Source organism: Maribacter sp. X9 (assembly GCF_048537565.1).
GTDB lineage: Bacteria > Bacteroidota > Bacteroidia > Flavobacteriales > Flavobacteriaceae > Maribacter.
The window spans coordinates 1,246,669-1,259,462 of sequence record NZ_CP183215.1 but is presented as its reverse complement, the minus strand read 5'-3'; the positions used below and the strand labels follow the sequence as shown (position 1 = coordinate 1,259,462).

11 protein-coding genes are annotated in these 12,794 nt (G+C 42.1%); all 11 read left to right on the top strand.

Annotated features, from left to right (window positions below):
* Position 1 precedes the first annotated feature (1 nt).
* The 11 genes from ACNR9Q_RS05370 to ACNR9Q_RS05320 all read left to right on the top strand — a co-directional run bounded on the left by ACNR9Q_RS05370 (position 2) and on the right by ACNR9Q_RS05320 (position 12,785).
* Positions 2 to 826, top strand: coding sequence for a class II fructose-bisphosphate aldolase (locus ACNR9Q_RS05370; RefSeq protein ID WP_419213588.1), 825 nt, complete (start codon positions 2 to 4; stop codon positions 824 to 826).
* Positions 823 to 1,890: an amidohydrolase family protein gene (locus ACNR9Q_RS05365; RefSeq protein ID WP_419213587.1), complete on the top strand. Its 1,068-nt coding sequence runs from the start codon at positions 823 to 825 to the stop codon at positions 1,888 to 1,890. The genes ACNR9Q_RS05370 and ACNR9Q_RS05365 overlap by 4 nt, the downstream gene beginning before the upstream one ends.
* Positions 1,887 to 3,944 carry a glycoside hydrolase family 36 protein gene (locus tag ACNR9Q_RS05360; RefSeq protein ID WP_419213586.1) on the top strand — a complete coding sequence of 686 codons (2,058 nt, stop codon included), beginning with the start codon at positions 1,887 to 1,889 and terminating at the stop codon, positions 3,942 to 3,944. Before ACNR9Q_RS05365 ends, ACNR9Q_RS05360 begins: the two co-directional genes overlap by 4 nt.
* 30 nt (positions 3,945 to 3,974) lie before the next feature.
* Entirely contained in the window at positions 3,975 to 5,330 is a 1,356-nt protein-coding gene (locus ACNR9Q_RS05355; RefSeq protein WP_419213585.1) for a Gfo/Idh/MocA family protein, read from the top strand.
* A 98-nt stretch (positions 5,331 to 5,428) separates the two neighbouring features.
* Positions 5,429 to 5,647 carry a hypothetical protein gene (locus ACNR9Q_RS05350; RefSeq protein WP_419213584.1) on the top strand — a complete coding sequence of 73 codons (219 nt, stop codon included), beginning with the start codon at positions 5,429 to 5,431 and terminating at the stop codon, positions 5,645 to 5,647.
* 229 nt (positions 5,648 to 5,876) lie between these two features.
* Positions 5,877 to 6,848, top strand: a complete 972-nt coding sequence (locus ACNR9Q_RS05345; protein WP_419213583.1) for an amidohydrolase family protein — start codon at positions 5,877 to 5,879, stop codon at positions 6,846 to 6,848.
* 30 nt (positions 6,849 to 6,878) lie between these two features.
* On the top strand, positions 6,879 to 7,988 hold the full coding sequence (locus ACNR9Q_RS05340; protein WP_419213582.1) for an amidohydrolase family protein: 1,110 nt from the start codon (positions 6,879 to 6,881) through the stop codon (positions 7,986 to 7,988).
* Positions 7,985 to 8,302, top strand: a complete 318-nt coding sequence (locus ACNR9Q_RS05335) for a hypothetical protein (RefSeq protein WP_419213581.1) — start codon at positions 7,985 to 7,987, stop codon at positions 8,300 to 8,302. Before ACNR9Q_RS05340 ends, ACNR9Q_RS05335 begins: the two co-directional genes overlap by 4 nt.
* A gap of 22 nt (positions 8,303 to 8,324) precedes the next feature.
* Positions 8,325 to 9,806, top strand: coding sequence for an FAD-dependent oxidoreductase (locus tag ACNR9Q_RS05330; RefSeq protein WP_419213580.1), 1,482 nt, complete (start codon positions 8,325 to 8,327; stop codon positions 9,804 to 9,806).
* Positions 9,700 to 10,608, top strand: coding sequence for a c-type cytochrome (locus tag ACNR9Q_RS05325; RefSeq protein ID WP_419213579.1), 909 nt, complete (start codon positions 9,700 to 9,702; stop codon positions 10,606 to 10,608). Before ACNR9Q_RS05330 ends, ACNR9Q_RS05325 begins: the two co-directional genes overlap by 107 nt.
* Before the next feature lie 635 nt (positions 10,609 to 11,243).
* Positions 11,244 to 12,785: a hypothetical protein gene (locus ACNR9Q_RS05320; RefSeq protein ID WP_419213578.1), complete on the top strand. Its 1,542-nt coding sequence runs from the start codon at positions 11,244 to 11,246 to the stop codon at positions 12,783 to 12,785.
* The last annotated feature ends 9 nt before the right edge of the window (positions 12,786 to 12,794 follow it).

Here is a 12,794-nt window from a genome sequence, read left to right as displayed (position 1 = left end):
TATGGAGTTAAAAGAAAGACTAAAACAAAATAAAAAAAACGGAAGCGCCCTGCTTGCGACAAATTTTTACAATTTTGAAACCCTGGCGGCGGTCCTAACTGCAGCGCGTGAGATGAAATCCGGATTGATTATCCAGCTTTCCGAAAGTTCAATCCACTACATGGGACTGGAAGTTGCCACCTCGCTTGCCCGGGCCGCCATTTCCCAGTTTGGTGTGGAGGCATGGCTTCATTTAGACCACGGTCAAAATGTAGATTTGGTAAAACGGTGCATCGATGCCGGTTTTGACTCCGTAATGATTGACGCAAGTGAAAAATCATTTGCCGAAAATATAAAGGTGACGAAGCAGATTGTGGACTACGCTTTGGGGTATGACACTAATGTGGAAGCTGAACTGGGCTATATCTCAAAACTGGGCCAAGAGCAAAAAATGATTTATACACGCCCGGACGAGGCAAAGGCCTTCGTTGAGGCTACCGGAATAAATGCCTTGGCCGTTGCTGTGGGTTCAGCCCACGGATTCTATAAAGAGACACCCAATTTACAACTAGACCTTATTTCCGAGATCAATGCGGTCACGGATGCCGCCCTTGTCCTACATGGCAGCTCGGGAATTCCTGACGATCAATTGCAGCGTGCCATTAAAATGGGTATAACCAAAATAAATTTGGCGACAGAAATTAAGAACATTTTCATGAAATCCCTACAAGAGACACTAATGCATACCGATAATATCGATTTAAGGGAAGTGTTCCCCACGGCCACCTCGGCCGCCGCGGCCATGGTCAGTGCAAAATTGAAAACCATAAACTTTAAACAGTCATGAAAAGAATAATTTTGCTCCTATGTTTGTGTTTTGCATTTTTCACCTCTAGAGCCCAAGAAGATATCCTTCTCAAGGATTACAAGCCTAAAGCCATACACAATGTTCAAAAAACGGAAGTTACCAAGGCCAAATTTGCTGTTATAGATGTCCATTCCCATCCCTATGCCGCCAATGATGATGAAATAGGGCGGTGGGTCAAGATTATGGATGCACGTGGAATTGAAAAAACAATCATCCTAACCTACCAAACGGGAAGGAAGTTTGACAGTATCTATAAAGCATATTCAAAATATGGGGATAGATTTGAAATTTGGTGCGGCTTCGATTATACCGGATATGGGGAGAAAGGATATGTACAAAAGGCCATCAAAGAACTCGAGCGTTGTTTTAAGGTCGGGGCCAAGGGAGTTGGGGAACTCGGGGACAAAGGACTGGGCATGGCGAATTCAGGACCTACACCAGCACCGGGAATGCACTTTAACGATGAAAGAATACAACCCTTGCTTAAGCGTTGTGGGGAATTGGGGATGCCCGTAAATATTCATGTCGCAGAACCTATCTGGATGTATGAACCTATAGACGTTCATAACGATGGTCTAATGAACGCGGCCACATGGAAAATCGACACGGCGAATCCAAACGTTTTATCACATTCCGAATTACTGCGTACTTTGGAAGAGGCTGTGGCCAACAACCCCGGCACAACTTTTATAGCCTGTCATTATGCCAATTGTGGTTATGATCTAAATATACTAGGTAAGATGTTTGATCTGTACCCGAACCTCTATGCCGATATTTCGGCACGCTATGCCGAAGTAGCGCCAGTACCTAGGGCGACCAGCACTTTCTTTAAAAAATACCAGGACCGATTGCTATATGGAACGGATATGGGGACGGATGGCGCAATGTACCAAACCACGTTCAGAATCCTGGAAACAGCGGATGAACATTTTTATGATCATGAACTTTTTAGTTATCACTGGGCTTTGAACGGTCTTGATCTCGATGATGAAACCTTGCGAAAGGTGTACGGTGATAATGCAAGAAAAATACTGAATAAATGAGAATTTTAATTCTAAGTTTCTTAGCCCTTTCGTTATTCATAAACTTAGTGGGATGTAGTACGAATCAAGGTAATACATCGGTCCTTAAAATCGAAAATGGGGCATTAACTTATGAAGTCGATGGTTTTTTACAGACTAAGATATCCAGTACGCTTCCCGGGACCAAAACACTTATGCCCACCTATCAATCATCGGAGAAAATCACAGTAAACGGAAAGGCTATTGACAGGTTCGACCATCATGAAACTAAGGAGTCAACAATTGCGGACGGCCTACCTGGAAGACAATGGATACTACGAGGACTTTATGAAAAGGAGGGAATAGGTATTCAAAAAACAATACGCCTGACTACCTATGACTCATTTCCAGACTTGGTATCAACGCAAGTTAGCTATACCAACACATCATCGGTAAATCTCATCCTAGAAAATTGGTCAAACAACACCTATCGTATTGAATCCCAAAATGATGAACCACCATTTTGGGCCTTTCAAGGAAACTCTTCCTCAGCAAGAAGTGACTGGGTAAAACCACTGGAGCCCGGTTATTATCAAAAAAACTTTATGGGCATGAATGATTCCGATTATGGAGGGGGTATTCCCGTAACTTCTGTATGGCGCAAAGATATAAATATCGCTGTGGGTCACTTAGCACTGGCTCCCAAACAAGTTAGCCTACCAACAGAAGTGTTTTCAAACCCTATGGAGGCTAGGATAGGTATACAGGAAGATTTTAACGATCATACCGTTTGGAAACCCAAAGACACAATCCAAACACTGGAGACTTTCGTTTCCATAAGCACCGGTGATTATTTTGCAAGCCTAACAAAATATTCAGAACTTATGCAGGCCAAGGGAATCACTATGGCGGAGCCAGAAGACGCTTCCTTTGAACCTATTTGGTGCGCATGGGGCTATGAAAGGAATTTTACGTTGAATGAGGTTATAGGAACACTGCCTAAAGTAAAGGAACTTGGAATTAAATGGGCTGTTCTCGATGACGGTTTTCAGATTGCGGAAGGCGATTGGAATGCGAACCCCAAAAAGTTTCCACAAGGCAATATTGAAATTAAAAGATTGGTCGACAAAATTCATGACAATGGACTGAAGGCCAAAGTATGGTGGACACCTCTCGCTGCCGATCCAGGGAGCAAGGTTTTAAGAGAACATCCAGATAGTAAAATTATCCAGGAAGATGGCTCTCCACAGTACATAACATGGTGGGATTCCTATTACCTTTCCCCTACTAAAGACGCTACCATAGCCCATACCAAGGAAACAATCCATTTATTCATGGAAGAATGGGGATTTGACGGTTTAAAAATGGACGGTCAGCATATGAACGCCGTTGCTCCCGACCATACGCTGGAACATCCTAACAATTCCTTTGAAGGTGTACCAGCATTCTTTCAGATGATATATGACGAGGCCCGTAACATTAAGCCCCATGCTGTTGTGGAAAACTGCCCCTGTGGCACCTGCATGTCCTTTTACAACATGGCTTCAATGAACCAAGCAGTATCATCTGACCCCCTTTCTAGTTGGCAAATTCGACATAAAGGAAAAACCTACAAGGCTCTGGTTCCCCAAACGGCATACTATGGTGACCATGTTGAGTTAAGCGATGGCGCAGATGATTTCGCCACCTCTTTCGGTATTGGGGCAGTTCTAGGTACAAAGTTCACTTGGCCCAAAGATAATCCCAATGCCTCTGGTAAATACCTACTTACCCCAGAGAAGGAAATAATATGGAAGAGATGGTTTGATCTTTACAACAACATGATGCTCTCCAAAGGAACGTATTTGGGAGAATTATATGATATTGGTTACGACAAACCAGAAGGACATGCCATTCAAAAGGGAGGAGTTCTATATTATGCCTTTTATGCCGATCATTGGGATGGCGATATCCAATTGAAAGGTCTTGAAGAAAATAAAACCTATCTTATTAGGGATTATTATAACAATGAAACATTGGGAGAGATTTCAGGCGCAAAAGCAGTTTATAATGGATCCTTTGAAGATTTTCTTCTGTTAGAGGTTACACCAAAATAATAGCTTAGGCAATTACAAATAACAATGATTATGAATTCTAGACGAGATTTTTTAAAGAATACTACTTTGGCAAGCGCAGGCCTTTTTGTAGTACCCAGCTTTGCCACTCAGTACTTTAACGAAAATGATAAATTGAATGTAGGTATGGTTGGAGTAGGATTGAGAGGCACTAACCATCTAAAAAACCTGCTATTGCGCAAAGATATCAATGTTACCGCCATTTGTGATGTTGATCCTCATCGGATAAAAATAGCGCAAGATCATATAAAAGAGGCGGGGTTCAAAGCACCAAGGGTGTTTGGCAGTTCTGATTATGATTATAGGAACTTATTAGAATTGAAAGAAGTGGATGCGGTTATCATTGCCACCCCATGGCTCTGGCACACACGTATGACAGTAGATGCAATGAAAGCGGGAAAATATACCGGTGTGGAAGTCTCTGCCGCTAATACTCTGGAAGAATGTTGGGATTTGGTCAACACCCATGAAGAAACCGGAACTCACATGATGATATTAGAAAATGTGAATTACCGTAGGGATATTTTGGCCGTGCTCAATATGGTAAAACAAAACTTGTTCGGTGAGTTGGTACATTTTAGATGCGGTTATCAGCATGATTTGAGGCATGTAAAATTTAACGATGGAAAAACAGCTTACGGCAAGGGAGCAGAGTTTGGTGAAAAAGGAATTTCAGAAGCCAAATGGCGAACCGAACATTCTGTGAAACGCAATGCTGATGTCTACCCTACCCATGGGCTGGGACCCATTGCCGTAATGGCAGACGTAAACCGGGGGAATAGATTTATTTCCCTGACCTCACATGCCACAAAGGCCATTGGTCTGCACAACTATGTGGTTGCCGTTGGAGGCAAGGAGCACCCCAATGCACGTGTAAAGTTCAAACTGGGAGATGTCATTACCTCAACTATAGACACTGCAAATGGAGAAACCATTATCGTCACCCATGACTGTAACCTCCCAAGACCCTATTCGCTAGGGTTTAGAGTACAAGGTGCGAACGGGCTGTGGGAAGTGGATGGTAATAGGATATATATTGAAGGAAAATCCAAAGAACCACATGAGTGGGATGAAGCTACTTCTTGGTTGGAGGAGTATGATCACCCTCTTTGGAAAAAATATGGTGAGTATGCCTTGAACGCAGGTCATGGAGGCATGGATTTCTTTGTGCTCAACTCTTTTGTTGAATCCGCTAAGGCCAATATTGCACCGCCTTTGGATGCTTATGATGCGGCAGCTTGGAGTGCTGTGACCCCATTGTCTGAAGCTTCTATCACCAATAATGGCGAGCCACAAGACTTTCCAGATTTTACAAGGGGCCTATGGATAAATAGAAAACCATATAACTGGATGAAGGAAACCTATTAGTTCGGCTTACCCTTGACCTCACTGCAGGAATTTTACCTAGGCTATAGGATACCTAAGCATCACATGAAAAAAGGCGATAGAAAAATGTGCTATCCTCTTTGACCGTCCACGTTTTTACAGAACTCGAAAAGAAAAACATCGGAGCTACTGATTATTATGCTGCTAGAAATTGGAAAGTACGTTTTATTGACCCCTTCAAGATGATAACCTTATTAAGGCTTCACATAGAACAAGCTGCCAACATATCCGTTCAAAAAACCAATATGTCTCAAGGAGACGCGCTTGCTTACAAGACCAGAAGGATTTCCGCGCTATAGATTGCCATTATTTTACCGATGATTCTCCTAGAATACATCAAGCTAAATAACCCCATTAAAGCATATTTTGTGAAACCAGCCCGAAAACTATTGGTGTTTTACCTTAAACTTATTACATTACAACTTAAAGAAACCAATTTTTATCAAAAAAGAAAGATTTTGAAATTTTATACATTTTTTTTACTTTCATTATGAATGCTTTTTTTAACTTATCCTCAATTCGTAACTTATGAAAATTGATGCACATATTCACTGTAACACGACGAACAGTTTTTTACTGGAATATGGCCGGTCGGCTGATATTAGGTATTTATCAATCATCACAGAAGTTCCCGAATTTCCTACTATTGATGAGCAATTAAAGATCGCTGCAGGGCTAAAAAAAGAGTTTGGTGTTTACTTTAATTTCGCAATAACGTTTCCTTGTAGCTTTTGGAAATCTGAAAAATGGCCTGAAAACTGCCTTGAAAGCATACAAAGAGCCTTGGAAATGGGAGCGGTCGGTGTAAAGGTCTGGAAGAACATCGGGATGACCCTTCAAGATTCCAATAATCGCTTTGTTATGATTGACCACCCTACTTTTGAACCCATCTTTGAATTTCTAGAAGCCAATGACATTGTTGTTTTGGGGCACAATGGAGAGCCCAAAAATTGCTGGCTGCCATTCGACGAAATGACCGTAGAGTCCGATCGCTCTTATTTTATGAAACATCCAGAATATCATATGTACTTACACCCTGAAGTACCAGATTATGAAACCCAGCTCTCCGCAAGGGATAGGTTGCTCGAAAGGCACCCGAAACTACGTTTTGTAGGATTGCACCTGGCAAGTCTAGAATGGGAGGTTATGGAAATTGCCGCATGGCTGGATCGCTTTCCACTGGCCATGGTCGATTTGGCGGAAAGAATTGTCCATGTTCAGCATCAGACCGTTTCAGCTTGGCAAAAGGTACATGATTTCTTTATTAAATACCAAGATCGGATTATTTATGGAACCGATTTTATTTGGGCCGATAATCATACTAAAATTGAGCTAATGGAGTATTTGGATGAACGTTATCGATCTGACTGGAATTATTTCGCAGGTCGCGGAACGATGCAAGTGCCTGAGGTAGACGGAAGCTTCAGAGGGCTTGGTCTTCCTTCGACCGTACTCGACAAGATTTTTAATTCAAATGCCAAAAAGACTTATGGAATTTAAGACTCTATACTTAAAATAACAATGCCAAGAATGAACCAAAGAAAAATTGCCGTTCTTTTTGCCCTTTGGTTGGCTCTCCTGCCCATCATGGCACAGAAAGGATATCGGGCAAAGTTACCTGGTACGGAAGAAAAGGCTTTTTATACAATGCAAGATTTTGGCCGTGTGGATAAATTTGATATCCATGTACACATCAATACGGCACAACCCTATTTCACCCATCAAGCAATAAGAGATCGATTCTTTTTTTTGGATATCGTCGATGATCGTCCTTTTGGACTTCCCATGGACGAACAACAGGAAGTGGCCATACAACATTTAGAAAATTTTCCCGAACGAATGGGTTTTGCAACCACCTTCAAGGTGTCTAACTGGAATCAAGGCGATTGGGTGGCACAGACCATATCCCAGCTCGAAAAATCCTTTGCCCAAGGAGCCATCGCCGTAAAAATTTGGAAAAACATTGGAATGGACCTTAGGGATGAACACGATGATTTTGTTATGGTAGATCATCCACGAATCGATTCTATATTGACGTTTTTGACCAAGACTGGTGTACCGCTTTTGGGGCATAATGGTGAGCCAAGGGACTGTTGGTTGCCTTTAGAGGATATGACTTTTAGTCAAGGATACTACGGCGCCCATCCAGAATATCATATGTACTTGCATCCTGAATATCCTTCTTATGAAGATCAGATTAAAGCAAGGGATATTATGCTAAAGAAGCATCCCAATTTGAACTTTATGGGGGCTCACCTCGGCAGCTTGGAGTGGAGTTTGGAAGAACTGGCAAAACGTTTGGATGCATATCCTCTAATGCGGGTTGACCTTACACGAATGCCAAATCTTAAATTACACACCTTTAAAGACCGGAAAAGAACTCGTGAATTTTTTATCACCTATCAGGACAAGTTGATATATGGAACAGATTCGGCCATCAATCCAACGGATGATCCAGACCAGCTAAAAGAACGCCAACACAAACGTTGGCTTGAGGAATGGAGGTTTTATACCACCGACGATCCTATCAAGCTGGAAGGTTACGGGACTTTAATGGGTTTGAATCTTCCACGCAGCGTAATCGATAAAATTTATTTTGAAAATGCCTCAAAACTATTGGGCTTTAAGACAAAAAAATGATCAGTGACCCATCGTTTCATATCGGGTATGTCCCGAGGCCAGTTCGCATTACTGACAGAATGGGCAATACCTTTTATGGACACAAAAAGGATACAAAAACGGTAGCACCAAGAGCTCCCCTATATGTTGGTGCTAGATACGATGTACCTGTAAGCCCTAACCCGGGCTTTCAAGGAACGCAAGTTGAGATTACTATTTTGGGCCTTAAAGCCTCTTTTCCCATGGTGGCAATTACAACCACAGCCAATACTAAAGAAAGAGGTTGGTGTATTTTGACGCCTTACCTAAAAAAACCGATACCCAAACTTGCTTAAACCAAAAAATTTAGCAACAGTAATGAAACCGATTAAAAGAAGAAAATTCATTCAGAACACAATTTATTCGGGAATAGGGACCTCTCTGGTTCCATCCTATATCATGGAAAAAATTAATTCTGAAAAGGACAACCTCAAAGAGGAAGTCCATCCTGAGGGAAATGCGAAAAAAATTATCGTTGCAGGAGCTGGTATAAGTGGGCTTTGTTGTGCATATGAATTGATAAAAAAAGGACATGATGTTACTGTACTGGAAGCCTCGGGCCGATCTGGCGGAGCAGTGCTCTCCGTTCATGATGGCCTTGCAGATGGGCTGTATGCCGACTTTGGAGCAGAAAACTTTACTATGCCAGGTTACAAAAATTACTGGAAATATATTGAAGAGTTCAAGCTCACCGCACTTCCATATCATCATAGGGAAGATAGGTTATTACGAATCGATGGGGTATGGCACACAGAAAAAATGTTAGATGAAATTCGCAAAGATAAGGTGGCCCAATTGGGAGGTTTCAACAGAACCGAATTGAAATTCCTTAAGTCCAACCCCATAAGTAATTTACAACTACTATATCTTGAACCTTATTTTGAAAAATTTACCGACGAATATCAACCATTTGGCATTGGCTACGACCATCTTGAAAACGTGCCACTTTCCCAAATATATGAACAAGAGGGCGCTTCAAAAGCCGCCAAGTCCTTAATGGGAGGGGATGAAACTTCTGCCCTTTATGGTATTTGGCAAGCGTACATCATGCACAAACGCGGCTATGACAATCCATTCCAACTCTTCCGTCTTCAAGGCGGTAACCAAATGATGACCAACGAGCTGGCCAAGCGGTTGGGGACCAGGATAAAGCTAGGGTGCCAGATATTGGAAATTAAAAACGACGATTCGGGGGTGAATGTGAAGTATAGGGAACTTGGGGAAGTAAAGGAAATGTCGGCCGATTACGTTGCCAGCTGCCTAAGAACGACGGCACTAAAAAAAATACTATTTAATCCGCCACTTCCACCAGAGAAACAATATGTGGTAGAGCATCTCAAATATGACCAAACCACGCGAATCGTCTTTCAAGCTCGATCTAAATTCTGGTTGAAGGACAATATCAGCATTAATCTTTCATTTGACCATCCGGCGTTGACACATATATGGCAAGTTGCCAATGAAATCGATACAGACCGTGTATGCTTAATGGCCAAAGCACCAGGGGGAACTAATCCGCTACGCACCTTGGATGCCTTTATGGAACTTTACCCCGGTAAACGGTCCAACATAGACATTGAGCAGACATTGGTTAAGGATTGGTCAAAGGATACATATGTTCACGGATGCGAACGCCATGGGTTTTCGGGCTTAGGCGAACTATCCAAGTTTTGGCCACACACCATGACCTCCTATGGTAGAATCCATTTTGGCGGGGCGCATACAGACAACAGAAGTTGGGGAATGGAAGCTGCCACAAACGCTGCCAACAGGGTCGCCCAGGAAATCGATCAAGCTTAATGAGCGAACAGTTCAATACCAAATCATGCGAAATATTCTATTTGTTATATTGATTTTACCTACCTTCTCTTATTGGATGGGTCCGGTAAAAAATTTTGAATACAAAAGTATGTCGGAAGCTATTTCCATGTTGCCGATAATCTCAAGTACCGCGAGAATCGAGGGACAGGAAAAAGCAGTGCCCCGGATAAAATTGGCCCTAGATCAGGCCAATGGTAGCCTTACCTGGGGTGATTTTGTCCGATACTCTATCGAAGTTTCGGACACTATTGACGGAGATTCTAAATATTGTGAAATACCGAAAAACAAGGTGCTTCTGGAAATTGAATTTTTGCCTGCCAAAAAAGAGACCGGACCAAATAAAAAAATAGAAGCGACCAAAAAAGAGGCCGACCATGACGGGTTATCACTAATGATGGGTTCTACTTGTTTTTCCTGCCACGGAGACAAAGAGATTATGACGGGACCCTCGTTTTCTGAAATTGCCGAAAGGTATGGAAAAAACCCTAAAAGCACCAAGCTCCTGGCGGGTAGTATCTTGTCGGGCTCCGAAGGCAAATGGAGCAATATAAAAATGCCTGCAAATCCTGGACTATCGGTTGAAGAAACCGAGAAAATCGCAGCGTTCATCCTTGCCCAAGGCAGTAGAAAGCACCACTGGATCATAACCGGTTTGGAGGGTACGTTCCAGATTATTAAAAAACCAGCAAATATCTCGGAAGGAACATATGTGCTCACAGCAAGCTATACTTCCTCCTCCTCTATGAAAGGACAGAATAGTATATCATTACAAATTCGTTAATATCGTGGTTGCGCATTCATTCCCAAACTTATCAATGACAAAATTCAAGTATTACGCACTAATACTCCTAACACTCATATCTTGCAAGTCATGAGCAGCTTTCTCACGAACCGATTAGAAAGTCTATGTGTATGGCGGAAGAGCTGATCTGGAGAAGGGTTAAGGGAACTTCTCCCGACCATTTGTTTAATCCAAAAGAAGCCTACTATTTTGACGGATTCTAGACCAGTCTAAACCTAGCCTTAACCCAAAAACAGAGCTTTGATGGCCTTATTACAATCTCTTGGTGGTATAGTATTTTGGATGAGATACGAATCTAGAGGCATACACTAACCAGAAATCAAGTCCTGGCCCTTTTGAATTTGAAAAAACACTGAGACTAAAACGGGGTTCAAAAGGTGAAGTTAGGTATCTTGGCAACAGAATCAGATTTAGAAGCTTTTTCATTGCGAAAAATTTATGAAAATCAATATTTACCCTAAATTATATTTCAATAACTTTCAATATTCATACTTATTCTTTCTTAACATTTCGTAATTTATATTTAGAAAGTATATGAAATATTAATATATTTGATTTAAAGGCATCACATATTATTTTTTAAAATAGCCTTGGTTCGCTATATCCAATAAATTATGAAACGCAGGTCATTTATGGTAGCCGGAGGGCTTACAGCACTCTTCTCAGGGATTAACTTAGGACGTGCTTCCTCCTATAAAGTTCCCAAACAGGGCATTCCGTTTAAAGATTTCGGCCCGCCCCCTCCAATTAAAGATCGTCTATACCAAGGTCCATTTATAAATTATGGTCCGGCGGCCAACGTTCCAGGAAGCGATGTTGTAATGACAACAACACCATCCACCGTCCCTGTAAGGAATTTTGGGATGGGACTGGTTACCTATATCTGCGACGAGGTAGGACCGCCCAAAGCGAAATATGGGAGTCTTAGAAGTGCTATAGAAAAATTGGCGAAATGGGAACTTGGGGATGTATTGTACCTAAGGGTAGATTGGAGGGACATTCAGAAGGAACCAGGAAAATTGGAATTTCCCGAACACTGGAATCTTACTTTTGAAATGGCAAAAAAGTATGGGAAGCGAGTTGCTTTTCGCATCCAATTGATGAGTCCTGTAATTGAGCCTCAATCCCTACCAGATTTCTTAAATGATAAAGTGCCGATGGTGAAATTGGGTACTACCGATGAAATAGGAATTAAAGGAAAGGTGCACTATGCCCCGCGGTACGACCACCCGGAATTTATGAAGGCCTTTAAGGAAATGGACAATCTTCTTGCCGAAAAATATAATGGACATGAGCTTGTGGAATACGTAGATACCTGTATGTACGGTTTTTGGGGAGAAGGACATACCTGGCCCTTTGAAGGCTCACCACTTCCAGATTACTACACGGCACGCGATACCTTTGTTGAAATTTTTGAGCATCAGGCAACTAATTGGTCCAAAACTCCCTTGACCACCAATACCCAACCCGATTATAACCATGTAGGCAATGCCGAAGTCTTAGAGAATACCATTAGGTCATACAACTGGCTTAGAACGGATACCATTTTTATAGAGAACGAACAGATTGACGTTTTGAGCAATAGGCCCCCATGGATTGGCGCCACAATTGAGCAGGGCATCACAAAGGGCAATATAGGGGATCTTAGGGTCGTGGACGGCCTAATGAGAAATGAAAATATCATCGCCCATGTCAAGGATGTAGGGCCCAATTACTTTTCACTTTGGAATTGGCATGACATTGCATTGGAAAATCTCATGAGTTATCATGACAAATACCCAACGGCACTTAACAATTTATCTATAACTATTGGTTATCGTGTGCGCCCTTCTTGGATCTGGTCCTTTGAAAAAGAAGGGTATCCGGGTCTGATCGTGGGATTGGTAAACGACGGTATATCGGGTGTACCAGGTGCGCTGAGGATCCAGGTACGGGATACCGCAAACACATTCGAAGTCTCGGGTAGTTTAGATCCTGGATATCCTTTACCGGGAAAAGTGAGGCAGGCTGTCATTATGCTTCCAAAAGATACCCAATGGGAAGGCCTTAGGCTTTCTGCCGTTATAGAAATCAAGGGGGTAAGACGTCCCATTACTTGGGCATGCGCACAAGAACTTGAAGATGACGGGGCGTTAATTTTAAAAAGAAATCTATAATTCATGACA